The sequence below is a fragment of the Streptomyces sp. NPDC031111 genome (assembly GCF_055570675.1).
This window is the reverse complement of sequence record NZ_JBVIGS010000029.1, coordinates 48,279-67,908: the sequence shown is the minus strand read 5'-3', so window position 1 is coordinate 67,908 and position 19,630 is coordinate 48,279. Positions and strand designations below refer to the sequence as shown.

The following is a 19,630-nucleotide window of genomic DNA, read 5'->3' as shown; positions in this document are numbered from 1 at the left end:
CGGTGCCGGGGTCAGGCCACGTTGGTGGCGCACGGGCTGGAGCAGGTGCTGCCGCAGCCGTCGTCGGTGAGGTTGATCAGCGTGGCCTCTCCGTCGCCGGACTCCAGGACGCTGATGTCGAGGTCGAAGTCGTCGTTCTCCATGTGCTGATTCCTCCCTAATCGTGCGCGGCTCCGATTGAGCCGCGGGGAACATGCCGCGTCGGCGGCGCCGGCACGACATGGGCGCCGTGCCGGTGGTCTGGTGCGGTCAGGAGCCGCTGGAGATACAGGCGTTGCCGCCGCACGTCGAGCCGCAGCCGCCGTCGGAGGCGACACTCGCCCCGACCATGCCGCCCGACTCGATGACGTTGATATCGAGGTCGAACGGGTCCTGCGCGCCAGAGACCAAGGCGGTCCTCGTGCGCTGGTCGATCACTCTGGGAGTCACGGGAATCCTCCTGATCGGTGGGGAGCTGTTCGATTCGGGGTGTTGCTGTGCGGCCGGTTTGGCCCGGTGGACGGCAGCTCTGTGGCTGCGCAGGTCGAGCCCTCCTCGACCACCTCTCCAGACACGGAAGCTGCTGTCTGGCAGAGGAGTTGGGGACGGACAGGAGCCCGATAGGGTCGGCAGACGTCGCTCTCCATCAGCTTCGCGGGCGTACCACGGCAGATGTCCGGTTCGGAGGAAGCCGAGACGGTCGCGCAGGCTGAGCATGCAGATGAGCTGGTTGGCCTTCAGCAGCGGCATGTATTCCTCAACCTCCGTGCCCTCGGGCGTCCAGAGCTTGGCGAGTTCGGGGTTGGTGGACATCTGCGCCAGCCAGTCGAGCTGGTTGCGGGCGAGAACCGCCTTGTTACGCTCAGCCTGGGGCCGCGCGTCCTGCCTGAGCCGGGCGGCTCCGACCACGGCGGTGGTGAGGGAGACGGCAGCACCCGGCAGCGAGGACGGCGGTGGTGAGCTTCATCTGGCAACGGCCCTTTCGCAGAGAGCGGACTTGCGGCCGGAAGGCCGACTGGTGGAGACCACGGGGTTCAGCTCCTTCATGCGGCCCCTGCGAGGACGACGCTCGGGGCTTCATCGGCAGGGCCGTCGGACATGTACCGGCGCCGAACCGACTCCAGCGCGACAGCGATTGGCTGCAAACCGACCGTGGCCCTCCGCCTGTCGACGGACTCCGGCGCGCGCAGCGGACACAGCTCGATGCCATCGGCGCGCAGCAGGAACTGTGTGCCGTACTCCTGGTCGCGCCTGCTGGTGATGAGGGCACGGTCGTGCAGGTGCGCCCAGTGCTGGATCAGGGCGTCGCCGGCCTGGACTGCACGTCCCAGCAGGGTGGTGGCGGCGCGCTGGAAGGCGGGGTCGTGGTCGCTGTGCAGGGCGATGCTCCAGGCAGCGCGGGCCGCGTCGGGTCCTACGAGGCGGTGGCCGGGCCAGTCGTACTCGGCCAGGATGCGGCGCAGCACGTTGGTGTTGGCGTGGTCGGTGTGCCGGCCTTGGCCGAGTTGGACGGCGTCGAGCTGGACACGCACGCGCTTGGCCCGGTGTGCGGCCGATTCCGCAGCGCGGGCGAGCAGCTCGCGGGCGAGGTCGGGCCGCAGCGTTTCGTCGGTTGTCACGCGTTGCTCCGATCGTCCGCGGCCAGATGAGGAGCGTGGGCCTGGCAGCTGATCAGTGCGCTGAGCCCGGGGCGGTGCTCGGCGGTGAGTTCGAGGCGGGCGACGCGGTCACCTTCTCGTCCTGGGCCGGAACCTCGCACATCCCAGCCCATGTCGGTGAGCCGACGCAGCAGGGCGGCGATGGGCTCGGCTTGGAGTGCGTGGCGGGCCAGGATTTCGGCGCGTACGAGCGGGAGGTCGAGCCGGGCGGCGAAGTCGGAGGCCCACAGGGTGATCAGCCGGGTGATGTCGTCGGGCTGGTGGGGCAGGGTGTGGACGCGGCCCAGGAAGAGGCAGGGGCCCTCGCCCCAGCTGAGGCCCGGGTCGCGCTCGGGGATCATGCAGGCGAGCAGCATTCCGTCCTCGACCAGACCGGTCGACTGCGTCTGCGGGTCGCGGAACAGGGCCGGCACGTCGGCTTGAGCGGGCACGGGGAGACCGCGCAGGGTGAGCCAGCGCTGCCGGTCCTGAACGAGAGCCGCGGCTTCCTCACGCTCGGCGTCCGTACGTAACGTGCGCACCTCGTATACGGCGCCCAGAGACTCCGACGCGAACGATGCCGCAGCCAGCCGCTCCTCGCGGGCCAGGGGAGTGGAGGGCCTGCTCACTGGCTCGCTCCGCTGCGCGCCGCCGCGTCGGTCGGCAGCAGCTTCCAGGCGTGGGCCAGGATCACCAGGTGGGTGGTGTCCCGCGCGCCTGTGTCGGCGAGGAGCTGGTCGAGTGCGGCGTGCTGGTCGGCGGGGGCGAGCTTGGCGGCGACGGCGATGTCCCGGGCGTCGCTGTGCTCGGCGACCGCTCGGAGCAGCAGCAGTTGCTCCGGGCTGAGCTGTGGCGCCGGCCTGTCCGCCGTAGGCGAGGTCACCTGCTGGACGGCGAACAGGCGGTGCACGACCACCGGGGGCTTGCAGCGGGGCGGGCAGTGCAGGCTCTCGCGGATGTCGCGGAGGTACTGGCGGACGGTCACGGGCGCCAGTCCGGTCTGCGTGCCGATCTCTCGGGCCGCGAGGCCGTTCGCGAGGTGCTGGGCGACGCGCTGCAGGGTCGGCGTCAGGGGTGTGATCGGCGCGTGGGCCGTCGTCACGGGCGTGGTCACGGTGTCTCTTCCTCGGCTGAGTGGATGGTCACTGGGGAGGGGTGCCGCCGGCTCCCGCGGGGGACGAGGGCCGGCGGCACGGGCCCGTGCGCGGCGGCAGGGATTCACGGGGTGCCGCGCGGGGGCTCATGCGGCTGTGGGGTCGGGGCGTGCCCAGGCGGCTTGGGCGGCAAGGCGTTCGGACCACAGGAGAGCGAGATCCGGCTGTGCACCTTGTCGATGACCCGGTCAGCCGGGATCTGCTCATCGGGGGTGCCGGCCGGATAGACCCGGATGACCGGGCTGGGGCCGCCGCGCCGGTTGGCCTCCCAGCCGCGGAGCACGCCGGCGATCTTGTCGGCGAACTGCTCCGCGTGCGGGCCGAGGGCGTGCACGCCGTACTCGAGGTGCTTGTTGTCCTCGGTGCGGCGGGTGACGAGGTAGGCGAAGGTGTCGTCCTCGACGGCCGCGAGGGCGAACCGCTTGTTCACGGGGTCGACCAGGCCCGTGTCCGAGTTCTCGTCGACGGCCATCGTGCTGAAGCCGGGCAGGCCGATCGCCATGGCCATCTGGAGGGTGTCGATGAGTTCCTGGAGGCGGACGGTGACCCCGGTCCACAGCTCGTGGCGCGGGAACGTGACGGCGTTGTCGAGCCGGTGCGGGTCGGCCGGCAGGCCGTCATCGAACTTGAGGCCGATTTCCGGGGTGCCGTTGACGAGGAGGATTTCTTCCCGGTGGGCGGTCGAGCCCTGCATCGGGACGAAGCCGCAGATCTTCGCCGACTCGCTCTCCAGGTAGCAGCCGTGCTCGCCCTTGACCTGGGTGAAGGAGACCGACCGGGTCAGGCCGCGCATCCGCAGCGGGACGACGAGCCGGCCGCCCTGCTTGAGCTGCGCGGTCCAGGCCGGGGAGATGTCCCAGGCCCCGGCGGTCACCATCACGATGTCGACCTCGCCGAGGTCCGGGATGGGCTCGGCGGCGTCGGCGGTGACGACGTGCACCCGGCCGTATCCGTGCTCGTTCAGGAGCCGGCGCGCGCGGTCGGTGACGACGGGGTCGATGTCCACGGTGACGACTTCACCGTCCGCGCCGACGAGTTCGGCGAGGTAGGCCGCGTTCAGCCCGCCCGAGCCGATCTCCAGGACCCGCATCCCGGGCTTCACCTGGGCCTGCTCCAGCATCATGGCCTGGATCTGCGGCGCGGAGACGGAGCTGAGCTGCACACCGTGCTCGTCCGTCTTGGTGATCACGGCGGCGTACGTGTCGTATGCCTTGTCCAGCGGCGTGTCGGCGGGAGTGAACTCGTGCCGGGGCACCTTGCGCATCACGGCTTCGATCTCGGGGAAGGAGATGTTGCCGTCCGCGCACAGTTCGTCCACCACCTTGTTCCGCAGACGGGTCGCCTCGTCGGGCTCAACGGTCGTGTTCGTCATAGGCTTTCCTTCGGTTGTACGTGTTCAGGGGAAGCAGCCCGGCACTGTGTGCCGGGGGCGGGGGCTATCGGCGGACGCTCGCCGTTCTTGCAGGACTGCCGGGGGTTGGCGGTTTCGTGCCGGACGGCGTGCGGGGGCTCGGCGCCGGTGGTGAGCTGCCCGGGGCCTGGGACCCGGGGCGTCGGGTGGGAGGGTGTTGGCCTGTCCGGTGGCCCGGCCGGGGGACATCCGGGCCGCCGGACAGGGTCTATGGGGCTGCCTCGGTCAGTTCGGCCGTCAGTTCGTCGGCATCGACGAGGCGGAATGAGCTGAGGCGGCGCACCAGCTGCGAGGCGAGAAGCGTGGACAGGTTCGGGTGCCCGAACGGAAGAGGTTCCTTGGGCATGCCGATGACCTGCACGCCAGGGCCGCGGATGCCGTAGACGACGCCCTCAACGCCGTACAGGGGCGCGCTCTGTGTCAGGAAGATCCGGCCGTCGATGCGGGGGCAGAGCCGTGTGACGGCGCGGATGTGCCTGGCGCACACCGGCGGCTGGTTCGTGAGGACCGGGACCTGCTCGTGGTCGTCGGCGGGCCGGGCGAAGAACGCGTAGCCCAGGGGCGTACGGGCAGGCCTGGTGCAGACCTGACAGCGCATGGCCTGCATCGTCACCATCTGCCGGTAGGGGTGCATGAAATTCCACAGCGGCTTGCCTGTGGGCATCTGCTGCTCGTCGGTGGGGTTGAAGGAGCAGCGGGCCCAGAGCACATGGCGCAGGTCACGGTCCCGGCGGTCCTCATCCGCGTAGCGGAGCTGGTACCGCCCGCGCCCGAGACTGGCGATCAGGAGGTTGTCCGGGGCGGCTTCTTCGCCTTCCCGCTGGGTGATGAACGGGATCAGCGACGGCTCGGTGTGCACAGTGTTCTCTCTCGTACGGGGCAGGACGGTACGGGCGGAGGTCATGCCGCCTCCTTCAGGCAGCGGGTGGCGACGAGCCGGTCGTGGAGTTCGTTGGCGGTCCAGCCCATCCGTCGCAGGTGGCCTACGGCCTTCCAGCGGTCGCCGGGGACGTCCTCGGCGCGGATGGTGCGGGCCCGTTCGATGAGCCGGGCCGCGTCGGCGTCCCGTTGGTCTTCCTCGGCGGCGAGGGCGATAGTGACCAGCCGCATGAGGTGCCCGCGGAGGCGTAGGGCGATCTCCTCGACGTCCTCTTCGACAGGGAGCACGTCGTCCAGAGCCGCGGCGACATCGTCCAGGAGGGCGCCGCCGTCGAACGCGGTCCAGCCGCGGAGCCTGTCCAGGACGGTGGCGAGTTCGCTGCTGGATAAGGGCGGCGTCCACGGTGGCACGGGGCGGGTGAAGCGCTGGACGGCGCCGGAGGCGGTCACGGCTGGCCGCCGGGGACTGCGAGGATGCACCAGGTGGTGGTTCCGTCGTCGCTGGTGCCCCAGGTTCCGCCGTGGTCGGCGGCGAGGCAGTCGACGAGGAAGAGGCCGCGGCCCCGCTCGGCATCGTCATCGGCGTGGCGGACGACCGGCCGGCCGGGTGTCCCGTCGTGCACGGCCAGGCGCAGGAAGCCGCCGCGGACCGTCATGGTGAAGGTGACCTGTGCGCCGGCACCGTGTTGGATGGCGTTGGTGACCAGCTCGGAGACGATCAGCGTGGCGTCGTCGACCAGCGACTCCAGGCCGCAGAAGCGCAGCCGGGCCGCGGTCACCCGCCGGGCCATCCGCACGCGGCGTGCGTCCCGCTGGGGGATACCGTCCTCGGTCTGGGGCGGACAGACTTCGAAGCAGACGCTCACCCGGTCATCGGGCCGTGGCGTGAGTCTGGGGCGCTTGCGTTCGCGGGGCGTGCGGTCCGCCGCCGCGGTGGGCGGCGGGGAGAAGTCATCGGCATCTAAGGCGGTTCGATGGGCGCGCCCCGAGGAAGCCTCGAACAGGCTGGCTAATCCGGCTTCGCTGGGTGGCATGGAGGGGTCTCCCTGGTCCACGTCTTTGTGCTCTGTCAGGGCACTCACTGGGCTTCAAGCCGGGTAGGCAGGCTCGTTTCACAGTCGCCATCGGTCACAGTGAGTGTTTGTGAGGTGACCAGAGAACACCGTCAGGTGAGGGCAAGGGAAGGAACTTTTGGCGAACTTAGCTCCCGTCAACCAGCGTCCTGCTCTCGGCATTTACGGGTTCTGCTGCCATCCTGATGAACATGGCGGAACTGAACGGACGACCCGTTACCCCTGATGCCCTGCTGACTCTGGCGCTGACCAACTACGGCCACTTCACTTCGATGCGTGTGGACAGCCAGCGCGTGCGCGGTCTTGGCCTGCACATGGAGCGCCTGGTCAGGGATTGCCGGGCCGTGATGGGTGCGGAGTTGGACCCTGACAGAGTCCTCGGCTATGTCCGTCGGGCTGCTGGTGACCTGACCGGCTCGTTCGTCGTACGAGTCACCATCTTTGATCCGGCCGTGGAGATGGGACGCCCCGACAAGGCGAACACCCCCCACGTTCTCGTGACCGTCCGGCCAGCCGCCGACCTGCCGATGCCGCCGCTGCGCGTGAAGTCGGTCCGCTACGAACGAGACGTGCCGACCGTCAAGCACGCTGGTCTCTTCGGCGCCCTGCACGCACGACGTGCCGCGCTTCTCGACGGTGCCGACGACGCGCTGTTTGTCGGCCCGGATGACCGGGTGTCGGAGGGCGGCACTTGGAACGTCGGCTTCATTGGCGAAGACGGCATCGTATGGCCGAAGGCCGACGTCCTGCCTGGAGTCACGATGGCGCTCCTACAGCAGTCCGGGCACCACCTCACGGCTCCGGTCACCCTTGCCGAAGCGCAGGGCATGCATGCCGCCTTTGCCACGAATACGACGATCGGTGTGCGTGTGCTGTCCAGCATCGATGACGTGCCGATGGCCATGGAACACCCCTTGCTCACCCAGCTCCGGGACAGCTACCTCGCCATCCCGGGCGAGCGGCTGTAGGCGGCGCGTGATGACGGGGGTCGTACGGTGGACGGGGCGGGAGGTCTTAGCCTTCCGCGCCGCGCTGAGGAAAACCGGCCGCGACTTCGCCGCCGAGGTCGGCGTCAGCCATCGCATGCTAGTCAAGTGGGAAACCCTTGGGGCGGACATCACCCCCCGGGCCGCGAACCAGGCCGCGCTGGACACCATGCTCGCTACTGCCGGCCCGGCAGTCCAGGAGCGGTTCGCGACGCTGGTTACCGAGCAGGCCGCAGCCGAGCACGATGCTCGCGCTGAGCAACTGCTGCGCCGCGAAGCTCAGTACACCATGAGCCCTATCGACGGGAAGCTCATGGTGCCCGTGGAGGAAGGCATTTTCCTCGCAGGCCCGAACAACACGCCGACCTGGACAGACGCCTACCTTATCGACGTCTACCCGACCACGAACGCGGACTATGCGCGGTTCGTCCGAGCCACAGGGCGCAGAGCCCCGCAGCACTGGCCAGAGGGGAAGTGCCCGGACAGCATTTTCGACCACCCCGTGGTCTGGGTGACCTGGCATGACGCGGCTGCCTACGCGGCGTGGGCCGGTAAGGCACTGCCGACGAGCAAGCAGTGGGAGAAGGCGGCCCGCGGCTCCAAGGGCCGCTCATACCCGTGGGGCGACGCACCAACAGCAGCCAAGTGCAACGTTCTCGACTCCGGGATAGGGCGTACCACCCCTGTCACCCGCTACCAGTCCGGGGTGAGCCCGTTCGGCGTGTTCGACATGTGCGGGAACACCTGGGAGTGGTGCGCCACTGAGTCAGAGCCCGGTCGCCACGAGTTGAAGGGCAGCGCGTTCACGAGTCCCTTCACACGCGCTGCCCCTTCACTGACGAACGACGCTAACGCCACGATGCGCGACAACGACACCGGCTTCCGATGCGTCAGCACCCCGGCTGAGTGACCCCGCTCAGCTCCCCGCCAGGACGTGCCGCCGAGGGCCACCTTGGACAGCGGGTCGTCCTGTGGGGCGATCACCGGCCGGTCATAGACGGTGTCTGCCGTGTTCGACTCCGGCGACCACCGGCTGCGCCGGTTGCGTTCCCGCAGGGGCACACTGGCGGCGATCATGTCGGTGTTGGCGCCGGCCCGCAGACTGTGCGCCCGGACCTTCTTCCCATTCGGAGTCGAGCCCGGGGGTCACAACGCGTCGTGAGTCGTGACAGTGTGAGACTTGTTCCGTGAGGTTCGGCAGTAGGGATGGGGCGTGGCTGCGGGGACGGGTGAGGGGCCTCGGCTGACCCGGGCGCATCGGGTTCTTGTCGGGGTGGTCGTTTTCGGTGCGGTGATCATTGCCGGGATCGGTTTCGCGGGTTCGTACGCGGCGGTGCGTGAGCTGGCCCTGAAGAAGGGTTTCGGTGACTTCAGTTATGTCTTCCCGATCGGTATCGACGCCGGCATCTGCGTGCTGCTGGCCCTGGATCTGCTGCTGACCTGGATCCGTATCCCGTTCCCGCTGCTGCGGCAGACGGCGTGGCTGCTGACGGCGGCGACGATCGCGCTCAACGGCGCGGCGGCGTGGCCCGATCCGCTCGGTGTGGGCATGCACGGGGTGATCCCGGTGCTGTTCGTGGTCTCGGTGGAGGCGGCCCGGCACGCGATCGGCCGGATCGCCGACATCACCGCCGACAAGCACATGGAGGGCGTCCGGCTCACCCGCTGGATCCTCTCGCCGGGTCCGACGTTCCTGCTGTGGCGGCGGATGAAGCTGTGGGAGCTGCGCTCCTACGAGCAGGTGATCAAGCTGGAGCAGGAGCGGCTGGTGTACCAGGCCCGTCTGCGCTCCCGCTTCGGCCGCGGCTGGCGGCGCAAGGCGCCCGTGGAGTCGCTGATGCCGCTGCGGCTGGCCCGCTACGGCGTCCCCCTGGCGCAGACGGCTCCGGCGGGCCTGGCGGCGGCGGGCATCGAACCGTCCCTGCTCCCGCCAGCGCCTCCGGAAGTCGAACAGATCTTCCCTCCTGCCGGCAAACCCCAGGACACGCCGCCCGGCTCCGTACCAGACGCCGAGCCGGCGCGGGCGGAGATCACGCAGCCACGCCCAGCACGGAGTCCGGCAGGGGCGCCCCAGCCGCCACGCGGCGCGGCGGTCGCCGGCGGGGACGACGCGGAGCGGTTCGCCGACGCCTACCAGGCGTTCCTCGCGCGCTACCAGGTCGAGCCGACGCCCATGCAGTGGGCGTCGTGGCTCCGCGACGTGTACGGCATCACCACAGCGGCAGGCAACCCCCTCGCTGAGGACCAGGTACAGCCCCTCCTCCTGGTCCTCCAGCAGCGCTACGCGGCACCGGTCGGGGAGCCACAGGCCCCCGACGGGCCGGAGCGGGCCGACGCATCCATCGACTGGTACGACTACTTCCACAGCGCCTGGCTCACCTACGCACAAGAGCACGGCACCTTCCCGGACGCCGGCGCCTTGGCAGCCTTCGTCTACCAGCGGGACGCCATCACCGGTGACGGCGGCCGGCCCATCACCGGCGACGACCTGGCCGACTTCGTCAACAGCTTCCAGCAACACCAGTCCGTCAGCGGACGGGATGCCGGAGCACCGACCGACGCTTCCGACAGTCAGGAAGCGGATGAAGCCACCGCCCCCCAGGAACCGGAGACGGCCTCGGCGGGGGCGCAGGCTGCCAAGGAGAAGCGCATCCCCCGGGTGGATGCGCTCATTGACGATCCGCCGCCGGGAGCGGGAGTCTCACCAGCCGAGCACCCCGTCCTGACCACGGCGGACCGCTACTACCTCGGGTGGATGGAGTTCCAGGCCGAGCACGGCGTCGAGCCCACGGCCGAGGAACTGTCCGCTCACCTCGCCCAACGGGGCATGCACGGCCGCGGCGGTAAACCGGTCAGCCCGGCGAACCTGCGTCGCTACGTCCTTCCCTCCCGTGTCTACAACGTCTGGGCCGAACACCGGACGGCCAGTGAGAAACCTTCTGCGGGCGCCGTCGCGCAGCACTGTGCAGCCCAGGGAATCACCGGCCAGTACAACAAACCCATCACCACCGCCTACATCACCGAGCACGCCGATGATTTCGAGCGGCGCTGGCAGGCCCTCATCCGCCACCACGCCGACGCCCAGCGCGGATGACGCAGCCACCCTGCGGACGAGAATGGCGGCTACAGGGTCTTGCGCGCCCCGCTGCCAGCGTTGTTGAGGAGTTCGTGGATGAGGGCCTCGGTCTCTGTCTCCAGGGAGCAGTCGAGTTCCCGGTTGACCTGTTGGACGCGTGTGATGGCGGTATGCAGTCCCTGCCGGTTCCCGGCCGCGTGTTCGAGCCTGCACCAGTCCCGGTACAGGAGTTCAGCAGTATCGTCGACGTCGAGACCGGTCGCGACGGCCTGGCGGGCCGTGCTGAGATCGTGGTGCGGGCCCGCAGGGGTTCGGTAGGTGGCCACGGTGTGAGCCACGTCGATGATCCGCGTGATCATCTCCTGCTGGTAGGGCTCGGCCCAGGGCAGCGGCGTGCCCCCGAATGGCTTGCCGCGGACCAGGGTGAGCGCCTGCTCCAAATAGGGCAGCCCGGCCGGGCCCAGCGGCAGCGCGCGTTCGACGAGCTGGAGGAAGCGGCTCCAGTCACACCGCACTCCGGGGGAGAGCCGGTAGGGGTCCTCGCCGGACTTGCGGCGCGGCACGTAGGGGTTGCCGGCGGGGTCGCTGCCCAGGGAACGGCGCAGGCCCTGCATTCGCGCGTTGAGGGTACTCAGTCCCCACGGGCTGACGGGATCCATGTCGGCACACAGGACATCCGCACTCCGCCCGGGCCGGAAGTACAACAAGGCAGCCAGCTGCGCCATCCTCGGGCCGTGGCCGGTGCTGTCCACGCCCGTCACCTCAATCGGCCCCAGGACCCGGATCTCCGGGGTATGCAGGTCGTGCGCCTCGCACTCGTCCGACTCTGGTACTGCGGCCTCCTCGACGACGGCCCCTAGGTCGCCCGCCTCCGAGACCTCCGCCGGGTCGGTGGAGGCCGCAGCCAGGGAAGCCGGGGCCGAAGGCACCGCTGCTTCGGCGCCCGGGCCGGTTTCGTCCTCGAGCCCGGTCGACGATGAGGCGGGGGAGAGGAGACGGAGCCCAGACGGCTCGGTGCTGGCGGCGAGCAGTGCCGGGAAGAACTTGCCGCTCACATCCGTTGCGGCCGTCGGCGAAGGGATCGAGACGGCGGTTGCGGTCGCGGTGGACTCTTTCGGCGATGTGTGCTCGGGCTGCTCCACGCTAGCGAGCTCGTCCGGGACGTCCTGCCAGGGACCCTCGGCCGGGTGGGACGGCTGCCCGGACACCTTCAACGCGGTGCTGATCTGAAGGTAGGCGGCGTGCTCCAGGCGCTGCACCGTGATGTCGGTGCCGGCGTAGTCGAGGGTCTGCGGCTCGCTGAGGGAGGCGTTGAGGATCTCCGCCTCTGGGAAGTGCGCGGCCGCTGTGCTGACCGGAGCGACCAGGGTGACGGGAACGGCTCCGGCTTTGTCGATGACGTCGGCGAACTGCCAGGCCGTGTCCTCGTCCAGGGCGGACGCGCACAGCAGCAGATACGGCTGATGCTGGGTTTCGGGCAGCTGGTGCGCTTCCAGCAGCCGCTCGCTCAGATCACGCAGCGCGTGCCCGGCCTGGCGCATGTGGGCGATCCGCGCGGTGGGCAGCAGTTGCGGCAGGTCCTCGCCGAACCCCACGGTGACGACCTCGACTTCACTCGTCCACGGACTCATCCCGAGCTCCAAGGCGAGCGAGGTGCACACCTCGGCGACGTGGACCGGGCTGCCGCCCAGCAGCAGCGCGGGCAGCCCGGCGAGGTTGAGCAGCAGTAGATCCCCTGCTTCGGTGCTGCCGATCGTGACCAGCCCCGGATACGGTGCCGGCACCCGGCGGGCGGCCTCCTCGTCCAGGAGGGCGGCCTCAGCGGGCAGGACCCACCAGCCGCCCTGCCCGGCAGTGAAGGGGGCCATGGGTTCCTGGGCTAGGTCCTCGGGCAGCACCTGAACCGCGCGGGTCCCGATCTGGGCGGCCCGCAACGGCGGCAGGACAACGTCCTTCTCCTGCTGGGCCACATGGTGAGCCAGGGTACGCAGCGCCACATCAAGGCGAGCAGCGCTGCCGGGCTCGGCGGCCGCCGCCAACTGGGCCTCTGCGGCGGACGTCTCCGGCGCGATGGCGATCTTCTCGCCAGGCTTGCGGCGGCGGCGCTGCAGCGTCCTGCGCAGGGCGAGGGCGCCGGTGATGGCGGCGGCCAGCAGCGCGCCGGCACCGAGCACGATGCGCAGGTTCAGCGGACTGCTGGCCGGAGCCGTCGCCGGGGGCTCGGGCGCCGTGGCGGGGGACGAGGAGGCAACAGATCCGGACGGTTCAGCCGGCGCTGAAGGAGAGGCGCTGGGCCTGGGCGTCGCGGAGGTCGTTGCGGACGGAGAGGACTGATCCTGCCCGGGCTGCTCGGCCGGGCGACTGGATGGTGTGCTGGGGACCGACGAATCCAGTGCAGGCGGGGTGGTCTGGTCCGGGGCGGGTGCCTGTTCGCCCGCGCCCTCGCCCGGCTTCTGATCGCCGTCGGGCATCTGAGTGGCCGGGGGAGTGGTCCCCTGGTTGCCCGGCTCCGCGCCCTGGTCACGGTCTTGGGACGGCTGGTCGGGCTGGGTACCGGGCACCGTGACCTGCTGCCCCGCGTAGATGACGTCCGGGTCGGTGATGGCGGGCAGGCCATGCGGCTGCGCCTTGTCCTTACTGGCCTCGAACAGCTCCGGCCACGCGTCGCCGTCCCCGAGCTCCTCCTCCGCGATCTTCGACAGGTAGTCGCCCGAGTGCACAGTGACGACGTGCCCACCCTTCTTGTCGGCCGCCGAAGCGCTGTCATCCAGCTGCGTGCGGACACCTCCTTCGGCAGCGGCTGGCGCGGTGGGGCGGGCGTCGAGGGGCAATTTGATGACTGCGTTGGTGGGCAGGTACTGGTCGCCGGAGGCCAGCTCTGGGATGTCCGGGTTGAGAGCGGCGATGTCGCGCCACCGCTGTCCGTTGCCGAGGTATTCCTCGGCGAGGTCCCACGGCGTTTCGGTGGCGGAGGCGACGGTGTGGGTGGGGAAGCCGGCGTGGGGCGTCGCCGTGCTGGCAGGCGTGGCGCTGGCGGACGCGCTGGGGCCGCCCACGGTCTGGGTGACGGCGACGGCCGGCGTGGTGGTCGCGGCTGAGGCGGCGGTGGGGGCCAGCAGGACGATGCCGCCGACGAGGAAGCTGGCCAGGGACTGCATGCTGCCCAGGCCGCGGATGCGGGGTGCGGAGCGGCGGCGGGCGACGGCAACGACTTCGACCACGACGCTGAACGTGAACGCGGCCCAGGCGGCCCAGCCGATGCATGTGAGCGCGACCAGCCACAAGGTGCCGTCGTCCTGCTCAAGCAGCAGGTTGAGCCCGCCGGACAGTTCCGTGGGCTGGTGGCCGAAGGCGAGCAGCAGGAGAGGGACGCCACCGACAAGGGCGATCAGGAGGATGAGGCCGGTGAGGGCACGCAGCAGCACGCCGACGGCGCGCAGCGGGCTGACGGTGCGGTGGGCCATGGGCGGCTCAGCCTCCAGCGGCTTGGGTCTGCAGGTGGGCGGTTGCGGTGCCGTCCACGTGGATCGTGCCCACGCCGAGCAGGGATGCAAAGTGCGTGACGTAGGTGTCGCGGACGGTCACGGTCAGGGTCTGCCCACCGTCGGTGATCTGCACGTGCCCTTCGACGCCCGCGGCGGCGAGGTAGTCCAGGGCGGCAGCGCGCGCGGCTTCGGGGTCGATGGTGATGGCGGTGCCCTCGATCGCCTGGGCTGGGTCCAGCTGCTGGCCGGCGGTGCGGGCGGCTTCCTGGGCGAGGGAGGTCGCCCGGTTGCTTGCGTTGAGTGCACCGCCGCCGTCCACAAGAAGCCCCATGACCATGAGGATGGCGAGCGCAGATACCGCCAGGAACAGCGACATGGAGCCGCGGTCTCCCCGGACAGCGGCTTCAGCCCGGGCACGGGCGTTCAGGCCTCGTACGGCGTGCATCACTGCCGCCCCCGGTAGGTGTCGATCGGGCTGGTGAAGGTCGCCGTGAGCGTCTTGGCTCCGGGCAGGCCGGGCAGGCTGATATCCGACAGCCGCGCCGTGCACGAGATCGTGGCGGTCACGGTGGCCGCCTGCCCAACGTCGAAGGAGTAGCCGGAGGTGTCGACGCCGACGTCGGTGCTCTGGCAGGTGACGTCGTCACCGCTGAGGCTGTCTTCGGCGGCCGCGCGGGCCTGGCTCTGGGCGCTGGTGGCATCGCGCTCAAGAGAGGCAGCGCGGGCCGCGGCATGAGCTGCCGCGTCCACGGCCCCGTCGGCGTCGATGACGCGGCCGAAGGCGATCATCAGGCCGAGCAGGGCGATGATGGCCGGGGCGATCACCGCGACTTCCACCGAGGCGCTCCCCTGGTCCCGGCCTGCTCGGCGCCGACGCGTGGATCTATGAAGGAGGATCATGGGTTGGTCCAGCGTTCGATGGGGCCGTGGGCGTTCTGGGTGACCGTCAGCTCAAGGCCGGGCACGAGGGTGGCCACCCGCCCGGTGACCGTGATGTGGATCTCCTGGGTGGTACTGCCGGCGGAGGAGACGGAGGCGCCGCGGACACTGCCGCCGAACTTGGCGAGGAACTCCTGAGCTTGGGCGACACCGTCGCCGGGGCTGGAGCCGAACTGCCGCCCGGTGTCTACTCCCTGCCGTGCCGCGGACTGTGCAACCTTGCGGGCATGGAAGAAGAGTCCGACCTGAATGATGGTGAAGACGAGCATCAGCACTACGACAGCCAGAACGGCGACCTCTACGCTGCCGGCGCCGCGATCTGCGCGCAGTCGGGCGGCGAGGTTCCGCCAGCGGCTACTGCACCGTGCCTTCACCTGGTTCCCTCCCCGGGTGGTGGGTGCGGCGGTCACCCGCCGTTGATGATGCCGATCTTCTCCAGGACTTTCGTTCTGATGGCGGCGACCACGAGTCCGGCCACAACGATCAAGACGGCTGCCATGACGGCGAGTTCGGTGGTCGACTGACCGGCGTCGCCGGCGTTCTTCAGATGCTCCCAGCGGGCACGCAGCAGGGTTGTGAGGTAGGTGAGGTCCATCTGTCCTTCCTTCTGGTCAGCTGCCGAGAATGGTGATCGTTAGGGGGATCATCACGAAGGTGATCATGAGGATGACCCCGAACGTGACCGGCAGGATCATGGCGGCGGAGGCCTCGTTGGCCTTGGCCTTCTGATCGGACAGCAGTGCGATGCGCAGCTGCCGTGCCTGGGCCTGCAGGGTGGTGTAGACGGCGGCGCCGTCTCCGGCCAGGGCGAGGGTGTCGGCGGGCCGGGTGAGTTCGGGGATGTCGAGTTCTTCGCCGAGCTGCTTCAGAGCGTCCCACGGCGTGACGCCAGCGAGGTCGGCCTGGTGGAAGACCTGCCGCATGCGCTGGAAGATGAAATTCTCGCCAACGCGGGCGGTGTCAGTCAGGGCCTGGGCAGCGCCGGAGTTGGCGACTCGGGCCAGAGCGACGCGCTCGAGGTAGGAGGCGGCGGCGTGCCGGACGATCAGGCGGGCCTCGGCAGCTTCCTTGGCAACCTCGCGGCCGGGCCACAGCCAGAACAGCGCGGCCAGTCCGAGAGACAGCCCGGCGGGGACGACGTACGGGAACGGCGCGCCGCCGAGGGCGAGCACTGCCTGCAGCAGCAGCGGGATGACCAGGCCGTAGAGCGCGAACAGGACGCGCTTGCCGAGGTGTTCGGCCGGGCTGATGCGCAGCAAGTTCAGATCGCGCAGCGGCAGGACGATGCGATCACCGAGGTCGGCCAGGAGCCGGTTGCCGACCCGTTCAGGCAGCGAGCCCGTGGGGGAGGGTGCGTCCGGCGACAGGACGGTGGAGACCTTGCTCGCGTCCAGTCGGTCCAGAGCGCTAGTCAGGTCGGGCTTGGCGGGCCAGGCGGCGCGCACGCCCAGGCCGACCAGGACGCCAACGGCGGCCGCGGGCGCGATGACGTTCAGGGGGATCACCGTGCGTCCTCCGTGCGAGCGGGTGCGGTGGCGGCCGAGGCCCAGGCATGCGGAAGGGCGTCACCGGCGTCGAAGGCGCCGTGGACGATCTCCCGTGTGCGGTGTTTGCCGATTTCGATCAGGCGCGGGTCGGGGGTGGTGCGGGCGATGCGGCGCAGCATCACCAGCGGCCAGGCGAAGCCGCCGCCGAGGAGGGCGAGCACGACCTGTCCGGGCGGGGTCTGGTACCAGCCCGACCAGGCCTCGTTCAGCATGCAGCCAAGCACGACGATGAGGACGACGATGGACACCATGCGGGCGCTCTTGCGCACCTTGGCCCGGTCGGCCTCGACGTCGCGGGCGTCGGCGGCCTGCTGATGGATCGTCACGGCCATCGCCTCAAGGGCGTCAGCAAGGCCTGGGCCCTTGTAGACGGCGTGCGACTGGAAGAGCAGCACCACGTGGTCGAAGACACCATCGGCCATCTCCTCGGCGAACAGGTCGAAGGCGTCTTGGGCCTCCACGCCGGAGCGCAGCCGCTCGGACAGGGCGCGGACGTTCACGGCGATCGGCGCGGGAGCGTTCTTCGCCGATGAGCGGATCGTGGCCGGCAATCCGATACCCGCGGTGTGCACGCCGGCGAGGTGGTTGAGCCACTGCGCGAGGGCTTCGAGGCGTTCGATGCGCGCCTGCCCGGAGGTGCCGGGGTTGAGCACGAAGGGCAGGCCGAGAACGGCGGCTCCGGCGAGCAGTCCGTGGATAGGCCAGCCGGTGTACGCCCACACCCCAAGCGTGGCGATGGCAGCGATGGTGACCAGGTAGCGCCAGCGGGCCTGCCATCTCTCCGGCAGCTCGGCCCGGGCGCGCTGGACGCGCACCGCGAACTGGCGGCGCGGTTTGAGCGGGTCGGGCACCCGGCCGCAGATCTCGCGCACGAGCGTAATGAGAGCGACGACGGCGAGAACGGCGAACAGAGATGCGATAAGGGCGAGTTCGGAGATCGTCACCATGCCTCCCCAATGTCTGCCCGACGGGTGAGGGCGGGTGGCGTCATGAGGAGGGGCCCTTTCGCTGCAGAGGCCCGCCCCACGCGCCCAGCGGATTGTCGGTGAGCCAGGACCGGTGGAACGACGGGGCGCCTTCGAGGTCGGGGAACCTCGATTTGTTCTCCAGCTCGTCGATGAAGGAGGGCATGTTCTTGAACACCGCGCGCGGCTCGCGTGGGCCGGCCGGGGCGAAAATCTCGGTGACGGTGGGGCGGCCACCTTCACCGACGACGTCATGGACCTCGTAGACGTGGCTGACGTATCGGTGCTTGCGGCCGCCGTACTTCACGTCGTCCCAGTCGTAGGCAATGTAGACGATGACGTCGACGGACGCGGCGATGAGGTGGTGGGCTGCCTCGGTGGCCATGCCGGCCTCCGTGCACAGCTGCACCAGGCGGCTGATGATGGCGTGGGGGCGGCGCACGTGCATGGTGCACATCGATCCGGAACCGCCAGCGGACATAGCCTGCAGCATCGGCACGATCTCAGTGGAGCGGACCTCACCGACCACGACCCGGGTGGCGTTGTAGCGCAGCGCGGTGGCGAACATATCGGCGATGGTGACCTCGCCGGCCTTCTTGTCACCGAGGATCTCGCCGTTGCTCTGCCTCGCCTCAAACGCATAGGTGACGGGCCCAGGTTTGCCCGAGGCAGCCGGTTCGTCCAGGTACAGCTCCCGGTCGGACTCCAGAGTGACGAGCCGTTCGTCTGCGGGGATTTCCCGGCCGAGTGCACGCAGCAGGGAGGTCTTGCCAGCGCCCATGTCCCCGACGACGAGCAGGTTCATCCGGGCCTGGACGCAGGCACGCAGGAAGTACTGCAGCAGCGGGTTGAGGGTGCCCCACTGGCGCAGCTCGTCCAGCCCAGTGTCCCGCAGCCGGTGCTTGCGGATGATGACCGACGGGCGGCTGGTGAGCATGGAGGCGGTCACGCGGGAGCCGTCAGGCATGCGGAAGCCCACCATCGGGGTGGACTGGGTCAGGCCTCGTTCGCCGTGGCCGGAGAGGCGGGCCATCCGGTTGACCCAGGCGATGAGTTCCTCGTGGGAGTCGGCAACCCGGTCGATGGTGCGGCGCGGCCGGTCAAGGTACTCGACGTGGGCGCGCAGGCCGTCAACCATGACATCCTCGACACCGTCCTCATCCAGAAGGCTCTGCAGCCTGCCGCCGCGATACATGGAGTCGAACACCGCGGTGGCGATGGCCTGCTCCTGCGCCGGGGTGAGGGGCACGTTGGCCTGAGCGTACTTGGCGGCCCAGTCCGCGACGGCGGTGGTGACCAGGGAGCGGGCGAGTGCCCGCCGGTCGGCATCCTCCATCAGCCGCTGGGGGTCGCGGGCGGTGAGCTGCTTGGAGACCTCCGCCTGCAGGGTCTCGATGACCTCCCAGTCCACTGGGAGCTCGCCGGGAAGGTCGGCCAGGCGGGGTACCGCGCCGGGGTCGGTCCGTGCTGGCGGCACGGCGGTCCGCGGGACTGGCTGGGCAGCCGGGACAGGCCGTGGCTCGGCCGCGCGGCGCTGTGTGAGATGCCCGGTGAGGAGCCCGGCGATGTCCTCCCGTCCCAGGGCTGGCTGGTGGCCGTTGATGCCTGGGCGATGGTGGGTGTCAGCCATGCTTCACTCCCCCTTCGCTGTGCTGCTGGTTCAGTCGCTGCAGGATCCCGGCCAGTTGAGGAGTGGCGGGTGCGTACTGTTGCTGGAGCTGGCGGCGGGCGGCGGCGGCCTCGATCTGCTCGGTGGCTGTGCGGGCGTGCCGCAGCAGCGGGCTACGGCTGTAGCCGCGGGGTGGGCGGCCGCCGGCGGTGAGGTATCGGGCGACGTCCGGGTCGTATGGGAGAGCGGCGATCACCGGTGCTCCGAGGGCTTCGCCGACCTGGTGGGCACGGAAGGATCCGTCTTCGATGAGCAGCAGGCCGACCGCGTCGGCGCCGGAGCCCTGCTCGTGCAGTGCGGTGCGCAGCGAGGGGAGGAGGTGCCGGGCCAGGGCGAGGGACTGCTCGGTGCCCCGTACGACGAGCAGGACCATGTCCGCCCGATACAGCAGCGGGGCTGGGGTGAGGGTCGGGTGGAGGTGCCCGGCTTCCAGGGCGAGGCGGCCGCCGTCGATGTAGACGTCGTGGCCGGCCTGCTGGGCCATGACCTGGAGGACGTCGGCGAGCGCGGGCCAGGTACGGGCGAGGGCGGCGGCCTGGGCCGGGTCGGTCAGGCCGGGCAGCAGTTTGCGGTGCCCCGCTTGGTCGAGGTGGCACAGGTGGGAGGCGAAGGCGTTGGCGAGGGCCTCAGGGCCGGTGCGTTCGGCACGGGCCAGGTGGTAGAGGCCGAAGCCCGCGTTGACCTGGCCGCCGAGCAGGCCGGCGCGGATGGTGCCGCCGGCCGGGTCGCACTCGGCGAGCAGTGAGTACCGCTTGGAGGCGAGGGTGAGGGCGAGCGCGGTGGCGGTGACGCCGGAGGACTTCGCAGAGACGAGCGCGGTGACGGGCATG

The 19,630-nt window shown here is 70.1% G+C and carries 20 protein-coding genes and 1 pseudogene; 3 read left to right on the top strand and 18 right to left on the bottom strand.

Features of this window, described 5'->3' with window-relative positions; translation table 11 throughout:
• Window positions 1-11: 11 nt before the first annotated feature.
• From ACZ470_RS37155 to ACZ470_RS37115, 9 genes are all read right to left on the bottom strand, one after another.
• The gene (locus ACZ470_RS37155) at window positions 12-143 is read right to left on the bottom strand and encodes an FxLD family lanthipeptide (RefSeq protein ID WP_468434373.1); all 132 of its coding nucleotides are present in this window, start codon (window positions 141-143) and stop codon (window positions 12-14) included.
• Window positions 144-249: 106 nt separating this feature from the next.
• Entirely contained in the window at window positions 250-888 is a 639-nt protein-coding gene (locus ACZ470_RS37150) for an FxLD family lanthipeptide (protein ID WP_468434372.1), read from the bottom strand.
• Window positions 889-1,022: 134 nt separating this feature from the next.
• Window positions 1,023-1,598 carry a DUF6624 domain-containing protein gene (locus ACZ470_RS37145; RefSeq protein WP_468434371.1) on the bottom strand — a complete coding sequence of 192 codons (576 nt, stop codon included), beginning with the start codon at window positions 1,596-1,598 and terminating at the stop codon, window positions 1,023-1,025.
• Window positions 1,595-2,245, bottom strand: a complete 651-nt coding sequence (locus ACZ470_RS37140; RefSeq protein WP_468434370.1) for a hypothetical protein — start codon at window positions 2,243-2,245, stop codon at window positions 1,595-1,597. Before ACZ470_RS37140 ends, ACZ470_RS37145 begins: the two co-directional genes overlap by 4 nt.
• Entirely contained in the window at window positions 2,242-2,730 is a 489-nt protein-coding gene (locus ACZ470_RS37135) for a DNA-binding protein (RefSeq protein WP_468434369.1), read from the bottom strand. Before ACZ470_RS37135 ends, ACZ470_RS37140 begins: the two co-directional genes overlap by 4 nt.
• Before the next feature lie 104 nt (window positions 2,731-2,834).
• Complete coding sequence (gene fxlM / locus ACZ470_RS37130) at window positions 2,835-4,142, bottom strand: methyltransferase, FxLD system (RefSeq protein WP_468434368.1); 1,308 nt, start codon at window positions 4,140-4,142, stop codon at window positions 2,835-2,837.
• A gap of 247 nt (window positions 4,143-4,389) precedes the next feature.
• Entirely contained in the window at window positions 4,390-5,085 is a 696-nt protein-coding gene (locus tag ACZ470_RS37125) for a hypothetical protein (RefSeq protein WP_468434367.1), read from the bottom strand.
• Window positions 5,082-5,510, bottom strand: coding sequence for a DUF6415 family natural product biosynthesis protein (locus ACZ470_RS37120; RefSeq protein WP_468434366.1), 429 nt, complete (start codon window positions 5,508-5,510; stop codon window positions 5,082-5,084). The genes ACZ470_RS37125 and ACZ470_RS37120 overlap by 4 nt, the downstream gene beginning before the upstream one ends.
• Complete coding sequence (locus ACZ470_RS37115; RefSeq protein WP_468434365.1) at window positions 5,507-5,926, bottom strand: ATP-binding protein; 420 nt, start codon at window positions 5,924-5,926, stop codon at window positions 5,507-5,509. Before ACZ470_RS37115 ends, ACZ470_RS37120 begins: the two co-directional genes overlap by 4 nt.
• 398 nt (window positions 5,927-6,324) lie before the next feature.
• Here ACZ470_RS37115 and ACZ470_RS37110 point away from each other — a divergent pair, with 398 nt between their 5' ends.
• From ACZ470_RS37110 to ACZ470_RS37100, 3 genes and pseudogenes are all read left to right on the top strand, one after another.
• Complete coding sequence (locus ACZ470_RS37110; RefSeq protein WP_468434364.1) at window positions 6,325-7,101, top strand: aminotransferase class IV family protein; 777 nt, start codon at window positions 6,325-6,327, stop codon at window positions 7,099-7,101.
• Window positions 7,102-7,111: 10 nt separating this feature from the next.
• Window positions 7,112-8,029 (top strand): SUMF1/EgtB/PvdO family nonheme iron enzyme, encoded by a 918-nt coding sequence (locus ACZ470_RS37105; protein WP_468434363.1) that lies wholly within the window; start codon window positions 7,112-7,114, stop codon window positions 8,027-8,029.
• Window positions 8,030-8,392: 363 nt separating this feature from the next.
• Window positions 8,393-9,298, top strand: a pseudogene (locus ACZ470_RS37100) (DUF2637 domain-containing protein); the annotation flags it as partial.
• A gap of 944 nt (window positions 9,299-10,242) precedes the next feature.
• Here ACZ470_RS37100 and ACZ470_RS37095 read toward each other — a convergent pair.
• The 9 genes from ACZ470_RS37095 to ACZ470_RS37055 all read right to left on the bottom strand — a co-directional run bounded on the left by ACZ470_RS37095 (window position 10,243) and on the right by ACZ470_RS37055 (window position 19,629).
• On the bottom strand, window positions 10,243-13,659 hold the full coding sequence (locus ACZ470_RS37095; protein WP_468434362.1) for a LysM peptidoglycan-binding domain-containing protein: 3,417 nt from the start codon (window positions 13,657-13,659) through the stop codon (window positions 10,243-10,245).
• A 7-nt stretch (window positions 13,660-13,666) separates the two neighbouring features.
• Window positions 13,667-14,056, bottom strand: a complete 390-nt coding sequence (locus tag ACZ470_RS37090; protein ID WP_468434361.1) for a pilus assembly protein TadG-related protein — start codon at window positions 14,054-14,056, stop codon at window positions 13,667-13,669.
• Between the two features lie 68 nt (window positions 14,057-14,124).
• The gene (locus ACZ470_RS37085) at window positions 14,125-14,517 is read right to left on the bottom strand and encodes a TadE/TadG family type IV pilus assembly protein (RefSeq protein WP_468434360.1); all 393 of its coding nucleotides are present in this window, start codon (window positions 14,515-14,517) and stop codon (window positions 14,125-14,127) included.
• Between the two features lie 59 nt (window positions 14,518-14,576).
• Window positions 14,577-14,948, bottom strand: coding sequence for a TadE/TadG family type IV pilus assembly protein (locus ACZ470_RS37080; protein ID WP_468434378.1), 372 nt, complete (start codon window positions 14,946-14,948; stop codon window positions 14,577-14,579).
• 77 nt (window positions 14,949-15,025) lie between these two features.
• Window positions 15,026-15,214, bottom strand: a complete 189-nt coding sequence (locus ACZ470_RS37075) for a hypothetical protein (RefSeq protein ID WP_468434359.1) — start codon at window positions 15,212-15,214, stop codon at window positions 15,026-15,028.
• Between the two features lie 16 nt (window positions 15,215-15,230).
• Window positions 15,231-16,124, bottom strand: coding sequence for a type II secretion system F family protein (locus tag ACZ470_RS37070; RefSeq protein WP_468434358.1), 894 nt, complete (start codon window positions 16,122-16,124; stop codon window positions 15,231-15,233).
• The gene (locus ACZ470_RS37065) at window positions 16,121-17,113 is read right to left on the bottom strand and encodes a type II secretion system F family protein (protein ID WP_468434357.1); all 993 of its coding nucleotides are present in this window, start codon (window positions 17,111-17,113) and stop codon (window positions 16,121-16,123) included. Before ACZ470_RS37065 ends, ACZ470_RS37070 begins: the two co-directional genes overlap by 4 nt.
• Window positions 17,114-17,153: 40 nt before the next feature.
• Window positions 17,154-18,761: a CpaF family protein gene (locus ACZ470_RS37060; protein ID WP_468434356.1), complete on the bottom strand. Its 1,608-nt coding sequence runs from the start codon at window positions 18,759-18,761 to the stop codon at window positions 17,154-17,156.
• Complete coding sequence (locus ACZ470_RS37055) at window positions 18,754-19,629, bottom strand: hypothetical protein (protein ID WP_468434355.1); 876 nt, start codon at window positions 19,627-19,629, stop codon at window positions 18,754-18,756. Before ACZ470_RS37055 ends, ACZ470_RS37060 begins: the two co-directional genes overlap by 8 nt.
• Between the last annotated feature and the right edge of the window lies 1 nt (window position 19,630).